Source organism: Ideonella sp. FW305-24, from assembly GCF_058788035.1.
This window is the reverse complement of the sequence record NZ_JBYTAI010000019.1, coordinates 9,830-34,935: the sequence shown is the minus strand read 5'-3', so window position 1 is coordinate 34,935 and position 25,106 is coordinate 9,830. Positions and strand designations below refer to the sequence as shown.

Below are 25,106 nucleotides of genomic sequence, written 5' to 3'. Positions count from 1 at the left end.
AGGACGTGGGATTATGTCACTGCACCTTGTCTTCCCCGGGGTTGCCGGGTGAGCGCCGCTTCAACAGTGCAATAATGCGCCTTCGCACTTGGTGCGACTTGGTCTCAGGCTGCCCCGACCGCGGGTGCAGCAATTGTTGATCGCGCAGGTCCCAAATCCGTCTCACGAGGATGCGAGGAGGGGCACCGAAGGTTTTTCGTCAGAGAAATTCACAGAGGTTCGAAATGAACGTGTCTGCCGCGGAAGTCAAGCGTGGCGCCCCTGCCGAGGGTCGCGCCCAGAATTCTTCCTCTACCTCCTCCTCTTTTGCTGCCCCTTCCTCTGCTGCTCCTGGCAAGGAACTGAATGGGTCGCAGATTCTCGTGCGCTGCCTGCAGGCCGAGAACGTCAAGTACATGTGGGGCTACCCTGGCGGGTCTGTGCTCTACATCTACGACGCGCTGTACCAGCAAGACACCATCCAGCACGTGCTGGTGCGCCATGAACAGGCGGCCGTTCACGCGGCGGATGGCTATGCCCGCGCCACTGGCGATGTGGGCGTGGCGCTGGTGACCTCGGGTCCGGGTGTGACGAATGCCGTGACCGGCATCGCCACCGCCTACATGGACTCGATCCCGATGGTGATCATCACCGGGCAGGTGCCCACGCCTGCCATCGGCCTGGACGCCTTCCAGGAATGCGACACCGTCGGCATCACCCGGCCCATCGTCAAGCACAACTTCCTGGTGAAGGACGTGCGCGACCTGGCGCTGACGCTCAAAAAGGCATTCCACATCGCCCGCACCGGCCGTCCCGGCCCGGTCGTGGTGGACATCCCGAAGGACGTTTCGCTGAAGACCGCGCCTTTCCACTACCCCGAGCAGGTGGAAATGCGGTCCTACAACCCGGTCAAGAAGGGTCATGGCGGCCAGATCCGCAAGGCGGTGCAACTGCTGCTGCAGGCGCGCCGCCCGTACATCTACACCGGCGGCGGCGTGATCCTGGGCGAGGCCACGGCCGAGTTGCGCCAGCTGTGCGACCTGCTGGGCTACCCGGTGACCAACACGCTGATGGGCCTGGGCGCCACCTCGGCGTCCGACCCGAAGTTCCTCGGCATGCTGGGCATGCACGGCACCTACGAAGCCAACATGACGATGCAGAACTGCGACGTCCTGCTGGCGGTGGGTGCGCGTTTCGACGACCGGGTGATCGGCAACCCGAAGCACTTCGCCTCGGTCGAGCGCAAGATCATCCACATCGACATCGACCCCTCGTCGATCTCCAAGCGCGTCAAGGTCGACATCCCGATCGTCGGTGACGTCAAGGACGTGCTGCAGGAACTGATCGCCCAGATCCGCGAAGCGCAGCAAAAGCCCGATACCTCGGTGATCTCCCAGTGGTGGAGCCAGATCAATGAATGGCGCCGCAAGGAATGCCTGGCCTACCGCCGCAGTCCGGACGTGATCAAGCCGCAGCAGGTGGTCGAGGCGCTGTGGGAAATGACCCGCGGCACCGACTGCTACGTGACCTCCGATGTCGGCCAGCACCAGATGTGGGCTGCGCAGTACTACCGCTTCGACGAGCCGCGCCGCTGGATCAACTCCGGCGGCCTGGGCACGATGGGCGTGGGCCTGCCGTATGCGATGGGCATCAAGCTGGCCAAGCCGAATGCGGACGTGTTCTGCATCACCGGCGAAGGCTCGATCCAGATGAACATCCAGGAACTCTCGACCTGCCAGCAGTACAAGACGCCGGTCAAGGTGATCTCGCTGAACAACCGCTACCTGGGCATGGTGCGGCAGTGGCAGGAACTGGACTACGAAGGCCGCTACTCGCACAGCTACATGGACGCGCTGCCGGACTTCGTGAAGCTGGCCGAGGCCTATGGCCATGTCGGCATCAAGATCGAGAAGCCTTCCGAGGTGGAGCCGGCGCTGAAGGAGCTGATCCGGCTGAAGGACCGCACCGTGTTCCTGGACGTGCGCACCGACCCGACCGAAAACGTCTGGCCGATGGTGCAGACGGGCAAGGGCATTTCCGAGATGCTGCTGGGCTCCGAGGACTTGTGACTGGCACGAGGCGGGCCGGACGGGTGCTGTTACCGCAGCATTCGCCGCGACCTGCCGAATGACGGTGACGTCCCGGACCTGATCTCGGTACCTCCGGTTCGGCCTTTGGTCGGACCAACTTTTCTCAACGATTCGACAGACGTGGCCAAGGCCTTCCGGTTACCGCCGGCTGGCTGAAGAGCGCGTCAGGAGATCCGCAATGAAACACATCATCGCCGTGCTGCTCGAAAACGAGCCCGGCGCCTTGTCGCGCGTGGTGGCCTTGTTCTCCGCCCGCGGCTACAACATCGAGAGCCTTACCGTCGCCCCGACGGAAGACCCGTCGCTGTCGCGCATGACCATCGTCACGACCGGCTCGGACGAGGTGATTGAGCAGATCACCAAGCACCTGAACCGACTGGTCGACGTGGTCAAGGTGGTCGACCTCACCGAAGGTCAGTACACCGAGCGTGAACTGATGCTGATCAAGGTGCGCGCCGTCGGCAAGGAGCGCGAAGAGATGAAGCGCATGGCCGACATCTTCCGCGGCCGCATCATCGACGTGACCGAGAAGAGCTACACCATCGAGCTGACCGGCGATGCCGGCAAGCTGGATGCCTTCATCGAAGGCCTGGACCGCACCGCGATCCTGGAGACGGTTCGCACCGGCTCCAGCGGCATTGGCCGCGGCGAGCGCATCCTCAGAGTTTGACCCCCACCCCCGAGCGCCTTCGGCGCTCCCCCTCAAGGGGGCGCTGCGGCGGCCTGGCAAAGCCAGTTCCGCGGCAGCCGCTTGGTAAAGCCCCCGCAATCACAACCGAATTTTTCTGGAGAAGACCATGAAGGTTTACTACGACAAGGACGCCGACATCTCGCTGATCAAGGGCAAGAACGTCGCGATCATCGGCTATGGCTCGCAAGGCCATGCGCACGCCCAGAACCTGAACGACAGCGGCTGCAAGATCACCGTCGGCCTGCGCCGCGGTGGCGCGTCGTGGTCCAAGGTCGAAAAGGCGGGCCTGAAAGTGGCCGAGGTCGCCGATGCGGTCAAGGGCGCCGACGTGGTCATGATCCTGCTGCCGGACGAGCAGATCGCCGAGGTCTACAAGAAGGACGTCGAGCCGAACATCCGCGAAGGCGCTTCGCTGGTCTTCGCGCATGGCTTCAACGTGCACTACGGCCAGGTCGTGCCGCGCGCCGACCTGGACGTGTGGATGGTCGCCCCGAAGGCCCCTGGCCACACGGTGCGTGGCACCTATGTGCAAGGTGGCGGCGTGCCGCACCTGATCGCGATCTATGCCGACAAGTCCGGCAAGGCGCGCGACCTGGCACTGAGCTATGCCGCGGCCAATGGCGGCGGCAAGGCCGGCATCATCGAGACCAACTTCCGCGAAGAAACCGAGACCGACCTGTTCGGCGAACAAGCGGTGCTGTGTGGCGGCACCGTCGAACTGATCAAGGCGGGTTTCGAGACGCTGGTGGAAGCCGGTTACGCGCCGGAAATGGCCTACTTCGAGTGCCTGCACGAGCTCAAGCTGATCGTCGACCTGATCTATGAAGGCGGCATCGCCAACATGAACTACTCGATCTCGAACAACGCCGAATACGGCGAGTACGTCACCGGCCCGCGCGTCGTGACCTCCGAGACCAAGCAGGTCATGAAGCAGGTGCTGAAGGACATCCAGACCGGCGAATACGCCAAGAGCTTCATCCTGGAAAACAAGGCCGGCGCGCCGACGCTGATCTCGCGCCGCCGCCTGACCGAGGAGCACCAGATCGAGGTCGTCGGCGACAAGCTGCGCGCGATGATGCCCTGGATCAAGGCCAACAAGCTGGTCGACAAGTCGCGCAACTGATCGCGCCTCAAGGCCCTGCCAGCCAAGGCCGCATCCCGCTGGATGCGGCCTTTCTTTTGGCCTGAGCTATCCTGCCCGTCATGACGCCTGAAACTCTTGAGGACGACGAGCCCGGCTTGAACGTCCGCCCTCGTCGCAAGGGCATTTATGCCCTGCCCAACGCCATCACCCTCGGTGCGTTGTTCTCTGCTTTCTACGCCATCGTCATGGCGATTGCCGGCCGGTTCGAGCTCGCCTGCGTCGCCATCTTCGCTGCCGCCATCCTGGATAGCCTCGATGGCCGCGTGGCGCGCATGACCAATACGCAGTCTGCCTTCGGCGAGCAGATGGACAGCCTGTCGGACATGGTGGCCTTTGGTGCTGCGCCGGCCCTGATCGTTTACATGTGGGCGCTGAAGGACATGGGCAAGCCGGGCTGGATCCCGGCCTTCGTCTACATCGCTGGCGCTGCACTTCGCCTGGCACGCTTCAACGTCAACATCGGCGTGGTCGACAAGCGCTTCTTCCAGGGGCTGCCCAGCCCGGCCGCAGCGGCGCTGGTGATCGGCCTGATCTGGAGCGTGGTGGACGGCGCCGAGAGCCAACGGGTCCAGCCCGGCAGCTGGGTGGGCTGGGCGGCTTATGGCATCACGCTGTTTGCCGGGCTTTCGATGGTGACGAATGCGCCCTTCTACAGTTTCAAGGTCTTCGACCGGCGTCGCTCGGTGCCCTTCATCGTGCTGGTTGCGATCATGCTGGCGATTGGCGTGGCGGCGCTCGATCCAGCCCGCGTGCTTTTTGGTGTCTTCTGCATCTACGGACTCTCTGGCTATGCGATTTATGCGTGGCGAAAGGCGAAGGGCCGGCCGGCGAGCGTGATCTCCACCAGCACCGACGAGCCTGATGAACGCGGTTTGCATCACTAGCAAAACCTGTTAGATTCCAGCCCCATGCGTTTCGAGTACGTCATTGCCCAGTTGGGCATGCCCCAACTGCTACTAGCCCTAGAGGAACCACGGGTTCGCTAGTCAGCCAGTCACGTCCACGTTTCGCCTGACCCCAACGGCCCGTATGCAACCGCAGCGGGCCGTTCTCGTTTTCTGTGCTGCTGGTTGCGCCCACCTCCCTGGATGCACACCATGATGCTCAAGCACCCGCAGCAGAAGTACCGCGCTTTCGCCCCCATTGCCCTGCCTGATCGCCGCTGGCCCGATGCCCAGCTGACGCGGGCGCCCCAGTGGTGCAGCGTGGACCTGCGGGACGGCAACCAGGCGCTGATCGAGCCGATGGACCCGGCGCGCAAGCTGCGCATGTTCCAGACCCTGGTGCAGATCGGCTTCAAGCAGATCGAGGTGGGCTTCCCGTCAGCTTCGCAGGCGGACTTCGACTTTGTGCGCCTGCTGATCACGCAGAACCTGGTGCCGGACGACGTGACGATCCAGGTGCTGACGCAGGCACGCGACCACTTGATCTCGCGCACCTTCGAGTCGCTGGTCGGTGCGAAGAAGGTGGTGGTGCACCTCTACAACGCGGTGGCGCCAGTGATGCGCCGCGTGGTGCTGGGGTTGGACGAGGACGGCGTGGTCGACCTGGCCGTGACCCATGCGGCCATGATCCGCGACATGGCGGCCCGGCAGCCCGGCACCGAATGGACCTTCGAGTATTCGCCGGAGATGTTCTCGAACACCGATCTGCATTTCAGCAAGCGCATCGTTGACGCCGTGACCGCTGCCTGGGCTCCGACGCCGGCTCGCCCTTGCATCGTCAACCTGCCATCCACGGTCGAATGCTCGACGCCCAACCAGTTCGCCGACATGATCGAGTGGATGCATCGGCACCTGGAACGGCGCGACGCCATCGTGCTGTCGGTGCATCCGCACAATGATCGTGGCACCGGGACGGCGGCCGCCGAGCTCGCGCTGATGGCCGGCGCAGACCGCCTCGAAGGCTGCCTGTTCGGCAACGGTGAGCGCACCGGCAACCTGGACCTGGTCAACGTCGCGCTGAATCTCTACACCCAGGGCGTGTCGCCAGGCCTGGACTTCTCCGACATCGACGCGATCCGCCGCACGGTCGAGCATTGCAACCAGTTGCCGGTGCATCCTCGCCATCCGTACGTGGGCGACCTGGTCTACACCTCGTTCTCTGGTTCGCACCAGGACGCGATCAAGAAGGCCTTTGCCGCCCGCAAGGACGGCGAGATCTGGGACATGCCCTACCTGCCGGTGGACCCGAAGGACCTGGGCCGCAGCTACGAGGCGGTGATCCGCGTCAACAGCCAGTCCGGCAAGGGCGGCATTGCCTATCTGCTGGAGTCGGATTACGGGCTGGAACTGCCGCGCCGGCTGCAGATCGAGTTCAGCCAGGTGGTGCAGGCAGTGATGGACATCGACGGCAAGGAGTTGGGCTCGGACGACTTGTGGGCATTGTTCGCCAAGGAATACCGTCCCGAGCAGGCGCAACTGGCGCGGGTCGAGATCCAGGAGCAGGAACTGGGCGCGGGCGGGCAGGGTGCAGACGTCAGCGTGCGCGCCCAGTGGCAGCAGGGGGGGCAGGTGCGCGAGGTGCATGGCCGCGGCAACGGGCCGCTGGCGGCGTTTGTCGCCGGCGTGCAGGCGGCGACCGGGGTTTCGGTCGAGGTGCTCGATTACCATGAACATGCGTTGAGCGGCGGTGCCGAGGCCCGCGCGGTGGCCTACCTTGAACTGCGTGTGGGGGGAGCGCGCACACTGTTCGGCGTGGGCATGGACGCCAACCTGGTCAACGCATCGATGAAGGCAGTGCTCAGCGGCGTGCAGCGTGTGCTGGGCGAGTCGCGTGACACGGCCACAAAGGTCGAGGAAATCTCTGTATGACTGACAAACTGATCATTTTCGACACCACGCTGCGCGACGGCGAACAATCGCCCGGCGCCTCGATGACGCGCGACGAGAAGCTGCGCATCGCACGCCAGTTGGAGCGGCTGAAGGTGGACGTGATCGAGGCCGGTTTCCCGGCGGCGTCGCATGGCGACTTCGAAGCCGTGCACACCATCGCCAGCCACATCAAGGACTCGGTGATCTGCGGGCTGGCCCGCGCCAACGACCGGGACATCGCGCGCGCGGCAGAGGCCGTGGCGCCGGCGCCGCGCAGTCGCATCCACACCTTCATTGCCACCAGTGCGCTGCACATGGAGAAGAAGCTGCGCATGACGCCGGAGCAGGTGCTGGAGCAGGCCACTCAGGCGGTGCGCTTTGCGCGCAACCTGTGCGGCGACATCGAGTTCTCGCCCGAGGACGGCTACCGCTCCGATCCGGACTTCCTGTGCCGCGTGATCGAAGCGGTGATCGCCGAGGGCGCGACCACGATCAACCTGCCCGACACCGTCGGCTACGCGATTCCCGAGCTGTACGGCCACTTCATCCGTCAGCTGCGCGAGCGCATCCCGAATGCCGACAAGGCCATCTGGTCGGTGCACTGCCACAACGACCTGGGCATGGCGGTGGCCAATTCGCTGGCCGGCGTGAAGATTGGCGGTGCACGCCAGGTTGAATGCACCATCAACGGCCTGGGCGAGCGGGCGGGCAACTGTTCGCTGGAAGAAGTGGTGATGGCGGTGCGCACCCGCCGGGACTATTTCGGCCTGGACGTGGGCATCGACACCACGCAGATCGTGCCGGCCTCGCGCATGGTCAGCCAGACCACCGGATTTGTCGTGCAGCCGAACAAGGCCGTGGTCGGCGCCAACGCCTTTGCCCATGCTTCGGGCATCCACCAGGACGGCGTGCTGAAGGCGCGTGACACCTACGAGATCATGCGCGCCGAGGATGTGGGCTGGGCCGCCAACAAGATCGTGCTGGGCAAGCTTTCTGGCCGCAATGCCTTCAAGCAGCGGCTGCAGGAACTGGGCGTGGCGCTGGAGTCGGAGACGGAAATCAATGCGGCGTTCGCTCGCTTCAAGGACCTGGCCGACCGCAAAAGCGAGATTTTCGACGAGGACATCATCGCGCTGCTGGGCGACGAAAGCGTCACCAGCATTCACGAGCACCACGGGTTCCTGTCGCTGTCGCAGCGCTCGGAAACCGGCGAGCGCCCACACGCCAGGGTGGCTTTCACCATCGGCGACCGCGAGGTGGTTGCCGAGAGCCATGGCAACGGCCCGGTCGACGCAACGCTCAAGGCGATCGAATCCCAGATCGAAAGTGGCGCGGAAATGCTGCTTTATTCGGTCAATGCCATCACCTCGGGCAGCACAGAATCGCAGGGCGAAGTCACGGTGCGCCTGCAGTTGGGCGGCCGGGTGGTGAATGGTGTCGGGGCTGATCCGGACATCGTCGTGGCATCTGCCAAGGCGTATCTGTCGGCCCTGAACAAGCTTCACACCGGCGGTGATAGGGTGGCTGCGCAGGGCTGATCCCAGGTCCGATGGGCACTTGAGAAAGGGCATGCAAGTTTTTGATCTTGCGTGTCTTTTTGCTTTCCCATAGACTCGAGACAAAATCTGTAAGGCGCTCCCCGGCGTGCTTGCGAGAAGCAATCCGGGGGCCACTTTTTAGGGCGTTAGACGCTGCACCGATGAACAAGATTCGACTGAATGTGGTGCGAGCACTGGGTTTTGGCCTGGCGCTCGCCGTCAGCATCGCAGTGCCCGCCCAGGCCACCGCAGCTTCCGCTGCCAAAAAGGCATCTTCCTCCAGCGCAGTCAGCAAGGCGGCGAACAAGTCGTCAGCCGGCGCGGTGAGCAGTCGCAAGGTGGTGGCCAGCAAGGGCCGCGCGGCCCGGCCCACGCACGCTGTGGTCGCCGCGCGCAAGACGGTCGCCAGCGTCACCCCGCCGGTCCGCTCGTTTGGCCAGCTCGCCGGCCTGCATGAAACCGAGGATCCGCTGGCGCTGAAGTCAGGCGTGGCCTTTGTGATGGACCAGGACACCAACGAGGTTCTGCTGAACAAGAATTCCCAGGCCGTCCTGCCAATCGCGTCCATCACCAAGCTGATGACCGCGATGGTGGTGACCGAGGCCAAGCTGCCGATGGACGAAGTGCTCACCATCACGCAGGACGATGTGGACACCGAAAAAGGCAGTTCCTCGCGCCTGAAGGTCGGCACCCAGCTGCCTCGCGGCGAAATGCTGCACCTGGCGCTGATGTCCTCGGAAAACCGGGCTGCGAATTCGCTGGGCCGCCACTATCCCGGCGGCCTGTCGGCCTTCGTCGGCGCGATGAATGCCAAGGCCAAGCTGCTGGGCATGATGGACACCCGCTACGTCGAGCCCACCGGCCTGTCGAGCCAGAACCAGTCCAGCGCGCGTGATTTGGCGGCGCTGGTGAGCGCTGCTTCGCATGTGCCGCTGATCCGCGAACTGTCTACCTCGCCCGAGCATCAGGTCGCCATCGGCAACCGTCAACTGCAGTTCCACACCACCAACCGGCTGGTGCGCAACCCGGATTGGGACATTGGCGTGCAGAAGACCGGCTACATCAACGAGGCAGGCCAATGTCTTGTGATGCAGGCCCAGATGGCCGGCCGCAAGCTGATCATGGTGCTGCTGGATTCGGCCGGCAAGTATTCGCGCATCGGCGACGCCGAGCGCATCCGCAAGTGGATGATGGCCAACCCGGCGCCACTGACCGCAAGCGTGCCGGTCACGCCAGCCGCTGGGCTGACTCGCGCAGCCGGCACTGCCGCGGCGACCGGTGCCGCCAGCCTGCTGCCAGCCACCACCGAAGTGCACGCCGCAAAGCCAGCCATCTGAGTTGCTTCCTCCCAGGAAAAAAGCAGCCCGTGGGCTGCTTTTTTCATCGCGCTCGGCAAGCGTGTTTCAGGGCACGCGGTGACCCAGTGCCCCGGAGATGGTGGCGGCAGTGGATTTGACCCGGTCCAGCCAGGATTCTTCCAGCCGGTCCGCTGGTGCCGAGATGGACAGGCCCGCCACCAGCTTGCCCTGGTCATCGAAGATGCCGGCGGCCATGCAGCGCACGCCCAGTTCCAGTTCCTCGTCGTCGCGCGCGAGCGCATGTCGGCGCACCAGGTTCAGCTCACGCTCCAGCGCGCCGATCTCTGTCAGGCTGTTGCGCGTGTGGCCGGCCAGGCCGGTGCGGGTCGCGTAGGCCCGCACACGCTGCGGGTCGTCGTAGGCCAGGAAGAGTTTGCCCACGGAGGTGAGGTGCAGCGGCGCCCGGCCGCCGACGGCGCGCACGACCTGCATGCCCGAGCGCTCGCTGTAGGTCCGCTCGATGTAGACGATCTCGTCGCCCTGGCGCACCGAGAGGTTGACCGGCTGGTGGGTGAGCTTGTGCAGCTCGCGCATCGGGCCGAGCGCCGCGTCGCGCACGTCCAGCCGGGCCTTGACCAGGTTGCCCAGTTCCAGCAGCCGCATGCCCAGCCGGTAGCTGCCGGCTTCGGGCCGGTCGACCAGGCGGCCTGCTGCCAAGTCGTTCAGGATGCGGTGCGCGGTGGACGGGTGCAGTCCCGTGCGCTCGCTCAAATCCTTCAGCGGCACCGGGTCCTGGTGCGCGGCCAGCACGTCCAGCAGCGAAAAAGCCCGTGCCAGCACCTGGATGCTGGGCGTGTTGGGATCTTTTTTGGTCATGGCGAAGCAGCGTGGATCTGCTGCCATTTTTGCATGGCGAAATGCCTGGCGGGAAGATGGCTGCGAAATCGCCGTGACGCGAGCGTCATGTTTCAGCTGGTGATGAGCGCGCGTGCCGCCGCCAGGCCGGACCTCACTGCGCCTTCCAGCGTGGCCGGATACGGGCCGGCCACGTGGTCACCCGCCACGCGCAGCCCGGGCAGGGGATCTGCCGACGGTCGCTGCAGCGCGGGCGTGCAGGCAAAAGTGGCACGTTTCTCGGCGCGCACGGCCACCAGTTCGACCTGTGCATCGTCCCAGTCGAATTCAGATCGACCGGCAAATGCCTGCGCCAGCTGGTGCCGAACCGCGGCGACCGTCGTTGGCAGCCCTTGCGCCACCCAAGGCGCTGCACCGCTGATGACCAGTGCGAGCGTGTTTGCCGGCCCACCCAGCGCGCCCAGGTCAAAGCCGAACTGTGCCGGCGCCTGCGCGTCGGCCTGCAGGGCCAGCATGGGCTCCGGCCAGGCGCGGTGCGCCGGGTTTCGCAGCCAGACCGTGACGATGGGTTCGTAGCGCAGCGCTTGCGCGGTCTCGGCCCAGTCGGGCGCATGCGGGGCCAGCAGCCGGCCGGCTTCGTTGGCGCTGCAGGCCAGCACCAGGCCTTGCACATCGTCCTGCCCTTGATCCGTCCGCACTTGCCAACCTTCGGCCAGACGGTGCAGCTGCTGCACGCGGGCGCCAGGCCGCCATTCGGTGCCACGCTGCTGCAGCCAGGCCAGCGCCGGGTCTGGCAGCAGGGCTTGCAGCGGCGCTGTCGGCAGCAGCAGGTCGGCGCTGCCGCGTGGGCCGAACAAGGCGTCTTTCAGCACTGTCAGCAGCACCTGCGCGCTGGCTTGGTCGGCAGGCGTGTTCAGCGCGGCCACGCAGAGTGGCTCGATCAGCGCCTGCCTCACGCTCGCCGGCAGGCCGCGGCACAAGGCCTGCACTGTCAAAGAGGGGGCGCAGCGAAAGCCTTGCAGGCCCCAGCGGCTGGCTTGAAGCAGCAGCGCAACACGGTCACGCCAGGGCAGCGTGTGCCAGCCCAGCACGCCGCGGGCGAAGGACAGCAGCGCAGGGCCGGGCGGCAGCACCAGGCCGCTGCCGTCCGGGTAGCGCAGCGTCAGCGGGCTGCGGTGCAGCAGGTGTTCGGGCGACGCGCCCACGCGGCGCATCAGTGCCAGCGTGTCGCGGTAGGCGCCAATCAGGATGTGCTGGCCGTTGTCCAGCAGCAAATCGCCTTGCGGCAGCGAACGAGCCCGGCCGCCGGGTCGATGCGCCATGTCCAGCAGCAGCACCTGGCGACCGGCGGCGCAGAGCTCGACAGCGGCGGCCAGCCCGGCCCAGCCGGCACCGATCACCGCGATACGCGCCGCCTGGGTGCTCATCGACCGCGGAGATGCGTGCGCGCGGCGATCCACAGCTTGCGCACCGGCGTCAGCGAAATGCGCTGGTGCAGCACCTGGAAGTTCTCGCGTTCGATCTCGCGCAGCAGCGTGCGGTAGATGTTGGCCATCATCAGCCCGGGCTTTTGCGCGGCGCGGTCGGCCTCGGGCAGCAACGCCATCGCTTCGTCGTAGCAGCGGTGCGCGCGCTCGGCCTGGAAGTGCATCAGCGCGGTGAAGCGCTCGCTGTAGCCCCAGGGCGCGTCGCGCTTGAGCAGTTCGTGCGCTTTCACGTCGAACTGCTGCAGCTCGCTGATCGGCAGGTAGATGCGGCCCCGGCGTGCGTCGTCACCCACGTCGCGGATGATGTTGGTCAGCTGCATCGCCAAGCCCAGCTTGTGCGCATAGGCCACGGTGCTTTCCTGCGTGCGGCCGAAGATGCTGCAGGCAACTTCGCCGACCACGCCGGCCACGAGATGGCAGTAACGCTGCAGGCCGGGGTAGTCCAGGTAGCGGCTTTGCTCCAGGTCCATCTGGCAGCCTTCGATCACCGCGTCCAGGTGGCGGATTTCGATGCCGTAGGCCTTTGCCAGCGGCATCAGCGCCTGCATCACGGGGTGGCTGGGCTGGCCGGCGAAGCTCTGTGCAACTTCACGCTGCCACCAAGCCAGCTTGATTGCAGCGACTTGTGGGTCCTGCACCTCGTCGACCACGTCGTCCACCTCGCGGCAGAAGGCGTAGAACGCGGTGATGGCGGCGCGGCGCTCGGGCGGCAGGAACAGGAAGGCGTAATAGAACGAGGAGCCGCTGGCGGCAGCCTTTTCTTGCACGTATTGCTGAGGCGTCGTCATGCGGGCAGCGCGAGTGAAGGGCGGGGCCGGGGCATGCGCAGCGCGCGCCACAGCAGTGGCAGCGCATCGGTGCGGCGCAGCTTGGGGCGCTGCGTCAATGTTTGGTGATGCATGGCGTCGATTTTCTCAAGAATGCGCAGCCCACCTTGCACCACCAGGCGCAATTCCCAGCCTGCGCGGCCCGGAAGCCGGTGCACCAGCGGCGCGCCTTGCAGCATCAGCGCACGGGCCCAGTCGCACAGCTCGCGCACCATCGCCTGTGCTGCTGGGCCGGCTTGCAATCGATCTGCCTGCAAGCCGTGCCGGGCCAGGTCGCTGGCCGGCAGGTAGCGGCGGCCGCGCGGCAGGTCCACGCTGAGGTCTTGCCAGAAGTTGATCAACTGCAGTGCGCTGCAGATGGCGTCGGACTGCGCGAGGGCAGCGGCGTCGTCGAGGTGATGCAGGTGCAGCAGCAGGCGGCCCACCGGGTTGGCGGACAGGCGGCAGTAGCCGAGCAAGGCCTCGCGGTGGGCATAGGCCGGGTTGGCCACGTCGCAGAGGAAGGCGGCCAACAGGTCGTCGAGTAACGCATGCGGCAGCGCGTGCTGTTGCATGGCTTGCTGAAGCGGCCCGAAGATGTGTGCCCAGCGCGTGGCCGGCGGTTCACCGCAGGCCACGCGCTGCAGCTCGGCACGGTAAGCCTGCAGTTCAGCGCGCCGGCTTTCGGTTGGCAGGTCGCCTTCGTCGGCAATGTCGTCGCCGGTGCGGGCGAACCAGTAGATGGCCGCGATGGGCGGCCGCAGCTTCGGTGGGCACAGCCACGAGGCGACGGGGAAGTTTTCGTAGTGGTCGACGCTCACAGCGCGGCATTGTCCATGCGCGCCGAGGCACGGCCGCGTCAAATCTTGCGACGTTCCGGTGCCCGCCGGGTGGCGACATGCGATTGACGCTGGCGGGCAGAGCTTCTACATTACTGACCAGTCAGTCATTAGCGGCGCGTGGTCACCTGGAGAGGGGGCCGCTCGCCTTGTCCTGTTTCCCGTTGCACCTGGATCGCTCCGCCATGCAAACACAACGAGTCGCCGCGATGTTGGCAGCCCTGGCCCTGCTGGGGCTGGCCGCCTGTTCCAAACAAGAAGCGCCGCCGGAGCCGGTGCGCGCCGTGCGCACGATGAAGGTGAACGATGGCAGCGCGCGCAGCAGCCGCGACTACGCCGCCGAGATCCGCGCCCGCACCGAATCGCAGCTTGGCTTTCGCGTGGGTGGCAAGCTGCAGAGCCGGCCGGTGAACCTGGGTGACACGGTGCGCCGCGGCCAGGTGCTGGCGCAGCTGGACCCGCAGGACCTGCAACTCGGCCAGGCTTCGGCCCAGGCTGCGCTGATGGCGGCGCAGAGCAGCTTCACGCAGGCAGACGCGGACCTGAAGCGATACCGGGAGCTGCGCGCCAAGGGTTTCATTGGCGAGGCTGAGCTGGAAAAGCATGACCTGGCCCAGAAGACCGCCCAGGCGCAACTGGATCAGGCCAAGGCCCAGATGAGCGTGCAGCGCAACCAGACCGGCTACGCGAGCCTGGCGGCCGAAGCTTCGGGCGTGATCACCGCGGTGTCCGCCGAGCCGGGGCAGGTGCTGGCCGCTGGTACGGCTGTGGTGCGGCTGGCGCATGACGGCCCGCGCGATGCGGTGTTCACTGTGCCGGAGGACCGCATCGGCGAATTCCGTGCGCTGATCGGCAAGACCGGTGGTGTCGCGCTGCAGGCCTGGGGTGCCAACGAGTCCGCGCCAGCCACCATCCACGAGGTGGCTGCGGCGGCGGACAGCACGACACGCACCTTCCAGGTCAAGGCCGACATCGGCAACGCGCCGCTGCGGCTGGGGCAGACCGCCACCATCCGTGTGAACGGCACCGACCAAGCTGGCGTGATCCGCCTGCCCCTGTCGGCGCTGATCGAGCTGAAGGGCCAGAGCGCCGTGTGGCTGTTTGATGCCGCTGCCGGCACGGTTCGCCAGCAGGTGGTCAGTGTGTCCGGTGCGGATGGCAATACCGTCATCGTCACCGGCGGCCTGAAGGCGGGCGACGAGGTGGTCACTGCCGGTACGCATGTGCTCAATCCCGGCCAGAAGGTCAAACGCTATGCGGAGCCGGTTCCTGCCAGCGCGCCCGCGATGACGCCCGCACCGGCGGCGTCCCACTGAGCCCGGACCGCGAGGACACGCCGACATGAGCCAACAACAAGGCATACACCGCGAGCGCTTCAATATCTCGCGATGGGCGCTCGAGCATGCGCCGCTGACGCGCTACCTGATGATCGTGCTGCTGGTGCTGGGCGCCGTTGCCTATTTCCAGCTCGGGCAGGACGAGGACCCGCCGTTCACCTTCCGCGCGATGGTGGTGCAGTCCTTCTGGCCCGGCGCCTCGGCGCAGGAAATGGCCGAGCAGGTGACCGACAAGGTCGAGCGCACGCTGCAGGAAGTGCCGCACGCCGACATCATCCGCAGCTACACCAAGCCGGGCGAATCGCTCACCATCTTCCAGCTGCGCGACTCCACGCCCGGCAAGGACGTGACCGACACCTGGTACCAGGTGCGCAAGAAGGTCGGCGACATGCGCTCGACGCTGCCTTCGGGCGTGATCGGCCCGGTCTTCAACGACGACTTCGGCGACGTTTACGGTTCGATCTACGCGCTGTCGGCCGACGGCTTCTCGCCCGAGGAACTGCGCCAGCATGCCGAAACCGTGCGCGACCAATTGCTGCAGGTGCCCAATGTGGCCAAGGTGCAGCTGTTTGGCGTGCAGGCCGAGAAGCTGTTCGTCGAAATTCCACAGCAGCGGCTGGCCCAATTGGGGCTGGACCTGAACCAGGTGATTGCCCAGCTTGGCGCGCAGAACGCGGTCGAGAGCGCCGGGCTGATCGATGCCCGTAGCGAAAGCCTGCAATTGCGCGTGGCCGGCGCGCTGCAGTCGGTCGAACAGCTGCGGCAGATGCCGATTCGCGCGGTCAACCCGACGACCGGACAGGCCAGCTCGCTGCGCCTGGGCGACATTGCCGAGATCCGGCGCGACTACGTGGATCCGCCGGCGGTGAAGGTGCGCCACCAGGGGCAGCAGGTCATTGCGCTGGGCGTGTCGATGACCAAGGGCGGCGACATCATCGAGCTGGGCAAGCAGCTCACCGCGCGCACCGGGCAAATCAAGGCCAATCTGCCGGTGGGCATCGAGCTCAGCCAGATCCAGAACCAGCCGGATGCCGTCACGCGCTCGGTGGGCGAGTTCGTGCATGTGTTGATCGAGGCCGTGGTCATTGTGCTGTTGGTCAGTTTCCTCAGCCTGGGCCTGCATTTCAGGCCGCTGCGCGTGGACATCTGGCCGGGCATGGTGGTGGCCATCACCATCCCGCTGGTGCTGGCGATCACCTTCGTGACGATGTACTACTGGGGCGTGGGCCTACACAAGATCTCGCTGGGCTCGCTGATCATCGCACTGGGCCTGCTGGTGGACGACGCCATCATTGCCGTCGAGATGATGGTGCGCAAGCTGGAGGAGGGCTACGACCGCATGCACGCGGCCACCTTCGCCTACGAAGCCACCTCGATGCCGATGCTGACCGGCACATTGATCACCGCGGCTGGCTTCCTGCCCATCGGGCTGGCCAAGTCCTCGGTGGGTGAATACACCTTTGCGATCTTCGCAGTCACGGCCGCGGCGCTGCTGATCTCCTGGGTCGTCTCGGTCTACTTCGTGCCCTTCCTGGGCGCCTGGCTGCTGAAGACGCGCAAGGACCACCAGGCCGGCGAGGTGCACGAGCTGTTCGACACGCCGTTCTACCAGCGCTTCCGCTCGGTGGTGAACTGGTGCGTGGCGCACCGCTGGATCACCATCGGCTTGACGCTGTTGACCTTCGCGCTGGGCATCGTCGGCATGGGGCGGGTGCAGCAGCAGTTCTTCCCGGACTCCAGCCGCCCTGAAATCATGGTCGACCTGTGGCTGCCTGAAGGTGCCACGCAGATGGAGAGCGAGCGCGTGGCGCTGCGCTTCGAGCAACGCATCCGTACCGAGCCGGGCATGGAAGCCGTGACCGCCTGGATCGGCAGCGGCGTGCCGCGCTTCTACCTGCCGCTGGATCAGGTCTTCCCGCAGACCAATGTCAGCCAGTTCATTCTGTTGCCCAAGGACCTGGCGACGCGCGAGGCGCTGCGCAAGCGCCTGCCCGAGCTGCTGGCCGCCGAGTTCCCGGAGGTGCGTGGCCGTGTGAAGCTGCTGCCCAACGGCCCGCCGGTGCCGTATCCGGTGCAGTTCCGCGTGATGGGGGATGACGCGGCGCAGGTGCGCATCTGGGCCGACCAGGCCAAGGCGCAGCTGATGGCCAACCCGAACATGCGCGGCGTGAACGACAACTGGAACGAGCGCGTCAAGTCTCTGCGCCTGGACGTGGACCAGGACAAGGCCCGCGCGCTGGGTGTGACCAGCCAGTCGATTGCCCAGGCCACACGCATGCGCCTGTCCGGCACCACCATCGGCCAGTATCGCGAGGAAGACCGGTTGATCGACATCGTGCTGCGCCAGCCGCTGGCGGAGCGTCAGGCGGTCACCGACCTGGGCAGTGCCTACGTCTCGACCAGTTCGGGCCGGTCGATCCCGCTGACGCAGATCGCCAAGGTCAGCTATGGCTGGGAGCCTGGCGTGATGTGGCGGGAAGGGCGTAAGTTCGCCATCACGGTGCAGGGCGACGTGGCCGAGGGTTTGCAGGGTGCATCGGTCAGCAACCAGCTCTGGCCTGAACTGCAGAAGTTGCAGGCGCGCATGCCGCCGGGCATGCAGATCGAGGTCGCTGGTGCCGTTGCGGAAAGTTCCAAAGGTTCTTCCTCGATCATGGCCGGAATGCCGCTGATGGCCTTCCTGATGCTCACGCTGCTGATGTTGCAACTCCACAGCTTCCAGCGCGCGATGCTGGTGGTGCTGACCGCGCCCCTGGGCATTGCTGGTGTGGCCGGGGCGCTGCTGCTGCTGAACCGGCCGTTCGGCTTCGTTGCGCTGCTGGGTTTCATCGCGCTGGTGGGCATGATCATGCGCAATTCGGTGATCCTGATCGACCAGATCGAGCAGGACAGGGCGCGCGGCGTGCCGACATGGAACGCCATCGTCGACTCGGCGGTGCGGCGTTTTCGGCCCATCGTGCTGACCGCCGCAGCGGCGGTGCTGGCGATGATCCCGCTGTCGCGCAGCCCGTTCTGGGGGCCGATGGCGGTGGCCATCATGGGCGGTTTGATCGTCGCGACGGTGCTGACGCTGCTGGCGCTGCCGGCGATGTACGCGGCCTGGTTCCGCGTGCGCCAGGAAGACGTGCCGCCGGTGACGGCGGCCTGAAGAAAGCCTTCCATCGTGGAAAACCCCGGCGCCTGCCGGGGTGCTTTTCGACGAAGTTTGAGGCGAGCTGTCAAAGTCCGCTTCGCAGCCCGATAGAATGCGCGGTTTACCGGTTCGCCTGAGGCGGGCCGTTCCTGGGGTCTTCGTCAGGTCAGGTCGGGTTTTTTTCCCGGCGCCCTGCAGAAAAACCTTCAAGGATCGGCCGGTCTCGACGCAGTAGTCAGGCAGGCCGGCAGCCCGGCGCGGGTGGTGTGAAGTCAAGGCTTCATCCGCTTGCTACGGGCGCACGCCGCGCGGGTGGCGAAATTGGTAGACGCACCAGGTTTAGGTCCTGACGCCTTCACGGGCGTGCCGGTTCGAGTCCGGCCCCGCGCACCAGCCCAGACTACGCAACAGCACACGCAACATCAGAGTTCGCATCATGGCAGTCAACGTTGAAACCCTCGAAAAGCTCGAACGCCGCATCACTTTGACGCTGGCGGCCTCCGAGATCGCGACCGAAGTCGATTCGCGCCTGAAGAAGCTGGCCCGCACGGTCAAGGCCGACGGCTTCCGTCCCGGCAAGGTGCCGATGTCCGTCGTGGCCCAGCGCTACGGCTACTCGGTGCAGTACGAAGTCATGAACGACAAGCTGGGCCAGGCCTTCTCGCAGGCCGCGAACGAAGCCCAGCTGCGCGTCGCCGGCACGCCCAACATCACCCAGAAGGACGAAGCGCCGGAAGGTACGATGGCCTTCGATGCAACCTTCGAGGTCTACCCGGAAGTCAAGCTGGGTGACCTGAGCGCCGCCGAAGTCGAGCGCGTCAGCGCCGACGTGGACGAAGCTGCGATCGACAAGACCGTGGACATCCTGCGCAAGCAGCGCCGCACCTTTGCCCAGCGCCCGGCCGACCAATACGCCGAAGCCGGTGATCGCGTGACCATCGACTTCGAAGGCAAGATCGACGGTGAGCCCTTCCAGGGCGGCAAGGCCGAAGCCTTCCAGTTCCTGGTCGGCGAAGGCCAGATGCTGGAGCAGTTCGATGCGGCCGTGCGCGGCATGAAGGTCGGCGAATCGAAGACCTTCCCGCTGCAGTTCCCGGCCGATTACCACGGCCAGGATGTGGCCGGCAAGGAAGCCGACTTCATGGTCACCATGAAGAAGATCGAGTCGCAGAACCTGCCCGAAGTGAACGACGAGTTCGCCAAGTCGCTGGGCATCGAGGCTGGCACGGTCGAAGGCCTGCGCGCCGACGTGAAGAAGAACCTGGAACGCGAAGTGAAGTTCCGCGTGCTGGCCCGCAACAAGGCCGCCGTGATGGACGCACTGGTAAAAGTGGCCGAACTGGACCTGCCGAAGGCCCTGGTCGACTCCGAAGTCGAGCGCCTGACCGAGGGCGCCCGCGCCGACCTGAAGCAGCGCGGCGTGAAGGATGCGGACACCGCGCCCATCCCCGCCGGCATCTTCACCGCGCAAGCCGAGAAGCGGGTGCGTCTGGGCCTGGTGGTATCGGAGCTGGTGCGCTCGAACAACCTGCAGGCCAAGCCAGATCAGTTGCAGGCGCACATCGAAGAGATGGCGCAAAGCTATGAGAAGCCGGCCGACGTGGTGCGCTGGTACCTGTCCGATCGCCAGCGCATGGCCGAAGTGGAAGCTGTTGTGATCGAGAACAACGTCACCAACTTCGTGCTGGGCCAGGCCAAGGTGACCGACAAGTCGCTGCCTTTCGACGAACTGATGACCGCCTAAGGGTTCGGCCCACTTCGGGCCTGATCCAATCGAAGCCCGACCACCCCTGGACGGGCTTTTTTTTGCCCGATCAGGGGCTTTACAGGGCGACATAATGACCCCATCTTTCCCCTGTTGCCCTACAGAAGGATTCTCATGAGCGCACTGGACACCCAGGCTCTCGGCATGGTGCCGATGGTCATCGAACAGTCGGGTCGCGGCGAACGCGCCTACGACATCTACTCGCGCCTGCTGCGCGAACGCATCATTTTCCTGGTGGGCCCGGTGAATGATCAAAGTGCCAACGTCGTCGTCGCCCAGTTGCTGTTCCTGGAAAGCGAAAATCCGGACAAGGACATTTCGTTCTACATCAACTCGCCCGGCGGCAGCGTCAGCGCCGGCATGTCGATCTTCGACACGATGCAGTTCATCAAGCCGGACGTCTCAACGCTGTGCATCGGCATGGCGGCCAGCATGGGCGCTTTCCTGATGGCCGCAGGCGCCAAGGGCAAGCGCTTCTCGCTGCCGAACAGCAAGATCATGATCCACCAGCCGCTGGGTGGCACGCAAGGCCAGGCGACTGACATCGAGATCCACGCCCGCGAGATCCTGAAGACCCGCGAGCAGTTGAACCGCATCCTCGCCGAGCGCACCGGCCAGTCGCTGGAAAAGATCCAGACCGACACGGAACGCGACTACTACATGAGCGCCCACGAGTCCAAGGCCTATGGCCTGATCGACCAGGTGCTGGACAAGCGGCCCTGATGCTCGCCAGGACGGTGGTAGCGCTGCATCCGCCGTCGGCGAGGCCGACGCGGCACCCGCCAGGCGCCGTCACTCGCCGAACAGGCCGCGCTGACGCTGAAGGAACCTCCGAAAACCGGTGCTTTTCCGGCCAGAAGGGGTTCTGCCAGTTGTTCTATCATCCCCCTACGCTTTTTTCAGCACAGCCCAGGCTCTGACATCCATGCCCGACAAGAAAGGCGCCTCCGGCGAAAAGGTCCTCTACTGCTCTTTCTGCGGAAAGAGCCAGCACGAGGTCAAGAAGCTCATCGCCGGTCCTTCGGTGTTCATCTGCGATGAATGCATCGAACTGTGCAACGACATCATCCGCGACGAAGTCCCCGCGGAAACCGCACCCGGCAAGGCTGCCAAGTCGGACCTGCCGGTGCCGATGGAGATCAAGAGCAGCCTTGATCAGTACGTGATCGGCCAGGACGCCGCCAAGCGCATCCTGGCGGTGGCGGTCTACAACCACTACAAGCGCCTGAAGCACATGGGTGCCTCGAAGGACGAGGTCGAACTCTCCAAGAGCAACATCCTGCTGATCGGCCCGACGGGTTCCGGCAAGACGCTGCTGGCGCAGACGCTGGCGCGCCTGCTCAACGTGCCTTTCGTGATCGCTGACGCCACCACGCTGACCGAAGCCGGCTACGTGGGCGAAGACGTCGAGAACATCATCCAGAAGCTGCTGCAGAACTGCAATTACGACGTGGAGCGTGCGCAGCGCGGCATCGTCTACATCGATGAGATCGACAAAATTTCGCGCAAGGCCGACAACCCGTCGATCACGCGCGACGTGTCCGGTGAAGGCGTGCAGCAGGCGCTGCTGAAGCTGGTCGAAGGCACGATGGCCTCGGTGCCGCCGCAAGGCGGGCGCAAGCACCCGAACCAGGACTTCCTGCAGATCGACACGACCAACATCCTGTTCATCTGCGGCGGCGCGTTCGACGGCCTGGAGAAGGTCATCCAGCGCCGCACCGAGAAGTCGGGCATCGGCTTTGGTGCTACGGTGCACAGCAAGACCGAGAAGAAGGTCTCCGAAGTGTTCCGCGATGCAGAGCCGGAAGACTTGGTGCGCTTCGGCCTGATCCCCGAACTGGTCGGCCGCCTGCCGGTGGTCGCCACGCTGGGCGAACTGACCGAAGAAGCGCTGATGCAAATCCTGGTCGAGCCGAAGAATGCGCTGCTGAAGCAATACCAGAAGTTGTTCTCGATGGATGGCGTGGAACTCGAGATCCGCCCGTCCGCGCTCGCTGCCATCGCCCGCAAGGCGCTGGCCCGCAAGACCGGTGCGCGCGGCCTGCGGTCCATCATGGAGCAATCGCTGATCGACACCATGTTCGACCTGCCCACGCTGGACGGCGTGGCCAAGGTGGTGGTCGACGAGCACATCATCGAAGAAGGCGGCAAACCGCTGTTGGTCTACCGCGAACAGGCCAAGGCCAGCGCCTGAGAGCGCAGCCGCTCACCGCCGGGCCCCGCCTGATGAGCCCGGCTCCTTGCAAACAATCCCTCGAGCCCCATGTGGGTTCGAGAAAGTGAGGCATTCCATGTCAGGACATCCCATCCTTCCCTCGGAACCGATCACGTTGCCGCTGCTCCCGCTGCGCGACGTGGTGGTGTTCCCCCACATGGTCATCCCGCTGTTCGTTGGCCGTCCGAAGTCCATCAAGGCCCTGGAAGCCGCAATGGAGGCCGGCCGCCAGATCATGCTGGTCGCCCAGAAGGCGGCAGGCAAGGACGAACCGCGAGCCGAAGACCTGTTCGATGTGGGTTGCATTTCCAGCATCCTTCAGATGCTGAAGCTGCCGGACGGCACCGTGAAGGTGCTGGTCGAAGGCGTGCAGCGCGCCAACACGCGCGAAGTGACCGATGGCGAGGATCATTTCTCCGCCGAGGTCATGCCGATCGAGCCGGCCGGTGAGGCCTCGCCCGAGGTCGAGGCCCTGCGTCGCGCGGTGACGCAGCAGTTTGACCAGTACGTCAAGCTCAACAAGAAGATCCCGCCCGAGATCCTCACCTCGATCGCCGGCATCGACGATCCGGGCCGCCTGGCCGACACGATTGCCGCGCACCTGCCGTTGAAGCTGGAAGCCAAGCAGTCGGTGCTGGACCTGTTCGACGTGGCCAAGCGGCTGGAAAAGCTGCTGGAGCTGCTCGAGCATGAGGTCGACATCCTGCAGGTTGAAAAGCGCATCCGTGGCCGCGTCAAGCGCCAGATGGAAAAGAGCCAGCGCGAGTACTACCTGAACGAGCAGGTCAAGGCGATCCAGAAGGAACTGGGCGACGGCGAAGAAGGCGCCGACCTGGAAGAGCTGGAAAAGAAGATCACTGCGGCGCGCATGCCCAAGGAAGCGCGCAAGAAGGCAGACGCCGAGCTGAAGAAGCTCAAGCTGATGTCGCCGATGTCGGCCGAAGCCACGGTGGTGCGCAACTACCTGGACACGCTGATCGGCTTGCCGTGGAGCAAGAAGACCAAGATCAAGCACGACCTGGGCAATGCCGAGGAAGTGCTGAACGAGGACCACTACGGCCTGGAGAAAGTCAAGGATCGCATCCTTGAGTATCTTGCTGTCCAGCAACGGGTTGAAAAGGTCAAGGCGCCGATCCTGTGCCTGGTTGGCCCTCCTGGCGTGGGCAAGACCTCGCTGGGGCAGTCGGTGGCGCGAGCCACCGGCCGCAAGTTCGTCCGCATGGCGCTGGGCGGCGTGCGCGACGAGGCCGAGATCCGCGGGCATCGCCGCACCTACATCGGCTCGATGCCGGGCAAGGTGCTGCAAAGCCTGTCCAAGGTTGGCACGCGCAACCCGCTGTTCCTGCTCGACGAGATCGACAAGCTGGGCATGGACTTCCGTGGTGACCCGTCTTCGGCGCTGCTCGAAGTCTTGGACCCGGAGCAGAACCACACCTTCGGCGACCATTACATCGAGGTCGACTTCGACCTGTCGGATGTGATGTTCGTGGCGACCTCGAACTCGATGAACATCCCGCCGGCCCTGCTGGACCGGATGGAAGTGATCCGCCTGTCGGGTTACACCGAAGACGAGAAGCTGCACATCGCGCAGAAGTACTTGTTGCCCAAGCAGGCCAAGAACAACGGCGTGAAGGACGAGGAGATGGAAGTCGCCGAGTCCGCCATCCGCGGCATCATCCGTTACTACACGCGGGAAGCGGGTGTGCGCTCGCTGGAACGCGAGATCTCGAAGATCTGCCGCAAGGTGGTCAAGGGCATGCAGCTCAAGACCTACAGCGACAAGATGGTGGTCACCGATGAGAACCTGCATGAGTTCCTGGGCGTCCGCAAGTACGATTTCGGTCGCGCCGAGAAGGCCAACCAGGTCGGCCAGGTGGTGGGTCTTGCGTGGACCGAGGTGGGCGGCGATCTGCTGACCATTGAAGCCACCGCGATGCCGGGCAAGGGCAACATCATCCGCACCGGTTCGCTGGGCGATGTGATGAAGGAATCGGTCGAGGCTGCCCGCACGGTGGTGCGCAGTCGCGCGCGCCGCCTGGGCATCAAGGACGAGTTGTTCGAGAAGCGCGATGTGCACGTGCACGTGCCGGACGGGGCGACCCCGAAGGACGGTCCGAGCGCGGGCGCCGCGATGACGACGGCTTTCGTCTCCGCGCTGACCGGCATTCCGGTGCGCGCTGACGTGGCGATGACCGGCGAGATCACACTGCGCGGCGAGGTCACCGCCATTGGCGGCCTGAAGGAAAAACTGCTGGCAGCCCACCGTGGTGGCATCAAGCTGGTGATGATTCCGGAAGAGAACGTCAAGGACTTGCAGGACATCCCGGACAACGTGAAGAGCCATCTCGAGATCGTGCCGGTCCGCTGGATCGACAAGGTGCTGGAAGTGGCGTTGGAGAGGGCGCCCACGCCTTTGCCGGATGAAGAGCCGGTGGCGGCGACGCCCGCGGCTTCCAAGGACGGCACCGCAGCGACGAGTACCGACACGCTGCCTCATTGAAGCTGCGCGGAACCACGGGTTGCCCCGGCACCCGTGTGTTCGAGCAAGAGGGCTGGACCGCAAGGTTCGGCCCTTTTTTGTGGGTGTTCCAGGCGATTGAATGGCTGCTGCAGAGCCCATCTGAAAATTTTGCGGGGCTTGCCGAAATCGCGAAAATCCTCCTATAATGAGAGCTTCCCTGATACGGAGCGCGGCGCAGAGAAATCAGCGCAGTGGCTGCAAAAAGCAGTGCGGCACCAACCGCTTGCTGGCAATCAGGGAAGCAGTGTTCCGAAAGGAGCCCATGCGGGAATAGCTCAGTTGGTAGAGCGCAACCTTGCCAAGGTTGAGGTCGCGAGTTCGAGTCTCGTTTCCCGCTCCAGATTTCCTTGATGAAGGGAAGCCCAGGCTTCCCTTTTTCGTCAGCGGGTCTCGGGGTTCTTGAAAGTACACTCACCTTCGGTGAAACGAAGGCGCGATAGCAAAGCGGTTATGCAACGGATTGCAAATCCGTCTAGTCCAGTTCGACTCTGGATCGCGCCTCCAGTCACGGAAGTCAATGCGGGAATAGCTCAGTTGGTAGAGCGCAACCTTGCCAAGGTTGAGGTCGCGAGTTCGAGTCTCGTTTCCCGCTCCA

General features: G+C 65.0%; 17 protein-coding genes and 4 tRNA genes. 17 read left to right on the top strand and 4 right to left on the bottom strand.

What is annotated here, in order from left to right; all coding sequences use genetic code 11:
* Positions 1-224 precede the first annotated feature (224 nt).
* The 7 genes from AC3WR5_RS30820 to pbpG all read left to right on the top strand — a co-directional run bounded on the left by AC3WR5_RS30820 (position 225) and on the right by pbpG (position 9,592).
* Complete coding sequence (locus tag AC3WR5_RS30820; protein WP_492489489.1) at positions 225-2,048, top strand: acetolactate synthase 3 catalytic subunit; 1,824 nt, start codon at positions 225-227, stop codon at positions 2,046-2,048.
* Between the two features lie 199 nt (positions 2,049-2,247).
* A complete protein-coding gene (ilvN, locus tag AC3WR5_RS30815; protein ID WP_141286790.1) occupies positions 2,248-2,739 on the top strand; it encodes an acetolactate synthase small subunit in 492 nt (163 codons plus the stop codon).
* 127 nt (positions 2,740-2,866) lie between these two features.
* Positions 2,867-3,883 (top strand): ketol-acid reductoisomerase, encoded by a 1,017-nt coding sequence (gene ilvC / locus AC3WR5_RS30810; protein WP_141286791.1) that lies wholly within the window; start codon positions 2,867-2,869, stop codon positions 3,881-3,883.
* 80 nt (positions 3,884-3,963) lie between these two features.
* Complete coding sequence (gene pssA / locus AC3WR5_RS30805) at positions 3,964-4,788, top strand: CDP-diacylglycerol--serine O-phosphatidyltransferase (RefSeq protein WP_492489487.1); 825 nt, start codon at positions 3,964-3,966, stop codon at positions 4,786-4,788.
* 216 nt (positions 4,789-5,004) lie between these two features.
* Positions 5,005-6,717 carry a 2-isopropylmalate synthase gene (gene leuA / locus AC3WR5_RS30800; protein WP_492489609.1) on the top strand — a complete coding sequence of 571 codons (1,713 nt, stop codon included), beginning with the start codon at positions 5,005-5,007 and terminating at the stop codon, positions 6,715-6,717.
* The gene (locus tag AC3WR5_RS30795; RefSeq protein ID WP_141286793.1) at positions 6,714-8,255 is read left to right on the top strand and encodes a 2-isopropylmalate synthase; all 1,542 of its coding nucleotides are present in this window, start codon (positions 6,714-6,716) and stop codon (positions 8,253-8,255) included. Before leuA ends, AC3WR5_RS30795 begins: the two co-directional genes overlap by 4 nt.
* A 161-nt stretch (positions 8,256-8,416) precedes the next feature.
* Positions 8,417-9,592 carry a D-alanyl-D-alanine endopeptidase gene (pbpG, locus tag AC3WR5_RS30790; protein WP_492489486.1) on the top strand — a complete coding sequence of 392 codons (1,176 nt, stop codon included), beginning with the start codon at positions 8,417-8,419 and terminating at the stop codon, positions 9,590-9,592.
* A 66-nt stretch (positions 9,593-9,658) separates the two neighbouring features.
* Here the strand turns inward: pbpG and AC3WR5_RS30785 are convergent, their stop codons facing one another.
* The 4 genes from AC3WR5_RS30785 to hpnC all read right to left on the bottom strand — a co-directional run bounded on the left by AC3WR5_RS30785 (position 9,659) and on the right by hpnC (position 13,522).
* Positions 9,659-10,429: an IclR family transcriptional regulator gene (locus AC3WR5_RS30785; RefSeq protein WP_141286795.1), complete on the bottom strand. Its 771-nt coding sequence runs from the start codon at positions 10,427-10,429 to the stop codon at positions 9,659-9,661.
* A gap of 92 nt (positions 10,430-10,521) precedes the next feature.
* Positions 10,522-11,835 (bottom strand): hydroxysqualene dehydroxylase HpnE, encoded by a 1,314-nt coding sequence (hpnE, locus tag AC3WR5_RS30780; protein ID WP_492489483.1) that lies wholly within the window; start codon positions 11,833-11,835, stop codon positions 10,522-10,524.
* Complete coding sequence (gene hpnD / locus AC3WR5_RS30775; protein WP_492489481.1) at positions 11,832-12,683, bottom strand: presqualene diphosphate synthase HpnD; 852 nt, start codon at positions 12,681-12,683, stop codon at positions 11,832-11,834. Before hpnD ends, hpnE begins: the two co-directional genes overlap by 4 nt.
* Complete coding sequence (gene hpnC / locus AC3WR5_RS30770; RefSeq protein WP_492489479.1) at positions 12,680-13,522, bottom strand: squalene synthase HpnC; 843 nt, start codon at positions 13,520-13,522, stop codon at positions 12,680-12,682. Before hpnC ends, hpnD begins: the two co-directional genes overlap by 4 nt.
* Positions 13,523-13,725: 203 nt before the next feature.
* On the opposite strand from hpnC, the gene AC3WR5_RS30765 reads away from it, so the two are divergent.
* The 10 genes from AC3WR5_RS30765 (at position 13,726) to AC3WR5_RS30720 (ending at position 25,106) form a co-directional block, all read left to right on the top strand.
* Positions 13,726-14,856 carry an efflux RND transporter periplasmic adaptor subunit gene (locus tag AC3WR5_RS30765; RefSeq protein WP_141285041.1) on the top strand — a complete coding sequence of 377 codons (1,131 nt, stop codon included), beginning with the start codon at positions 13,726-13,728 and terminating at the stop codon, positions 14,854-14,856.
* A 25-nt stretch (positions 14,857-14,881) separates the two neighbouring features.
* On the top strand, positions 14,882-18,025 hold the full coding sequence (locus tag AC3WR5_RS30760; RefSeq protein WP_492489477.1) for an efflux RND transporter permease subunit: 3,144 nt from the start codon (positions 14,882-14,884) through the stop codon (positions 18,023-18,025).
* A gap of 291 nt (positions 18,026-18,316) precedes the next feature.
* Positions 18,317-18,403 (top strand) — tRNA-Leu (locus tag AC3WR5_RS30755).
* A 43-nt stretch (positions 18,404-18,446) separates the two neighbouring features.
* Positions 18,447-19,754, top strand: coding sequence for a trigger factor (gene tig, locus AC3WR5_RS30750; protein ID WP_141285037.1), 1,308 nt, complete (start codon positions 18,447-18,449; stop codon positions 19,752-19,754).
* Positions 19,755-19,889: 135 nt separating this feature from the next.
* Positions 19,890-20,498 carry an ATP-dependent Clp endopeptidase proteolytic subunit ClpP gene (clpP, locus tag AC3WR5_RS30745; protein ID WP_141285035.1) on the top strand — a complete coding sequence of 203 codons (609 nt, stop codon included), beginning with the start codon at positions 19,890-19,892 and terminating at the stop codon, positions 20,496-20,498.
* A gap of 202 nt (positions 20,499-20,700) precedes the next feature.
* Positions 20,701-21,969 carry an ATP-dependent Clp protease ATP-binding subunit ClpX gene (gene clpX, locus AC3WR5_RS30740; RefSeq protein ID WP_141285033.1) on the top strand — a complete coding sequence of 423 codons (1,269 nt, stop codon included), beginning with the start codon at positions 20,701-20,703 and terminating at the stop codon, positions 21,967-21,969.
* A gap of 97 nt (positions 21,970-22,066) precedes the next feature.
* The gene (lon, locus tag AC3WR5_RS30735; RefSeq protein WP_141285031.1) at positions 22,067-24,490 is read left to right on the top strand and encodes an endopeptidase La; all 2,424 of its coding nucleotides are present in this window, start codon (positions 22,067-22,069) and stop codon (positions 24,488-24,490) included.
* Between the two features lie 285 nt (positions 24,491-24,775).
* Positions 24,776-24,851 (top strand) — tRNA-Gly (locus AC3WR5_RS30730).
* A gap of 90 nt (positions 24,852-24,941) precedes the next feature.
* Positions 24,942-25,015 (top strand) — tRNA-Cys (locus tag AC3WR5_RS30725).
* Between the two features lie 15 nt (positions 25,016-25,030).
* A tRNA-Gly gene (locus AC3WR5_RS30720) sits at positions 25,031-25,106 on the top strand.

Bases quoted from the DNA above. Each gene is read 5' to 3' on its own strand.
- AC3WR5_RS30820 (WP_492489489.1), top strand. From the start codon at position 225: ATGAACGTGTCTGCCGCGGAAGTCAAGCGTGGCGCCCCTGCCGAGGGT.
- ilvN (WP_141286790.1), top strand. From the start codon at position 2,248: ATGAAACACATCATCGCCGTGCTGCTCGAAAACGAGCCCGGCGCCTTG.
- ilvC (WP_141286791.1), top strand. From the start codon at position 2,867: ATGAAGGTTTACTACGACAAGGACGCCGACATCTCGCTGATCAAGGGC.
- pssA (WP_492489487.1), top strand. From the start codon at position 3,964: ATGACGCCTGAAACTCTTGAGGACGACGAGCCCGGCTTGAACGTCCGC.
- leuA (WP_492489609.1), top strand. From the start codon at position 5,005: ATGCTCAAGCACCCGCAGCAGAAGTACCGCGCTTTCGCCCCCATTGCC.
- AC3WR5_RS30795 (WP_141286793.1), top strand. From the start codon at position 6,714: ATGACTGACAAACTGATCATTTTCGACACCACGCTGCGCGACGGCGAA.
- pbpG (WP_492489486.1), top strand. From the start codon at position 8,417: ATGAACAAGATTCGACTGAATGTGGTGCGAGCACTGGGTTTTGGCCTG.
- AC3WR5_RS30785 (WP_141286795.1), bottom strand. From the start codon at position 10,429: ATGACCAAAAAAGATCCCAACACGCCCAGCATCCAGGTGCTGGCACGG.
- hpnE (WP_492489483.1), bottom strand. From the start codon at position 11,835: ATGAGCACCCAGGCGGCGCGTATCGCGGTGATCGGTGCCGGCTGGGCC.
- hpnD (WP_492489481.1), bottom strand. From the start codon at position 12,683: ATGACGACGCCTCAGCAATACGTGCAAGAAAAGGCTGCCGCCAGCGGC.
- AC3WR5_RS30765 (WP_141285041.1), top strand. From the start codon at position 13,726: ATGCAAACACAACGAGTCGCCGCGATGTTGGCAGCCCTGGCCCTGCTG.
- AC3WR5_RS30760 (WP_492489477.1), top strand. From the start codon at position 14,882: ATGAGCCAACAACAAGGCATACACCGCGAGCGCTTCAATATCTCGCGA.
- tig (WP_141285037.1), top strand. From the start codon at position 18,447: ATGGCAGTCAACGTTGAAACCCTCGAAAAGCTCGAACGCCGCATCACT.
- clpP (WP_141285035.1), top strand. From the start codon at position 19,890: ATGAGCGCACTGGACACCCAGGCTCTCGGCATGGTGCCGATGGTCATC.
- clpX (WP_141285033.1), top strand. From the start codon at position 20,701: ATGCCCGACAAGAAAGGCGCCTCCGGCGAAAAGGTCCTCTACTGCTCT.
- lon (WP_141285031.1), top strand. From the start codon at position 22,067: ATGTCAGGACATCCCATCCTTCCCTCGGAACCGATCACGTTGCCGCTG.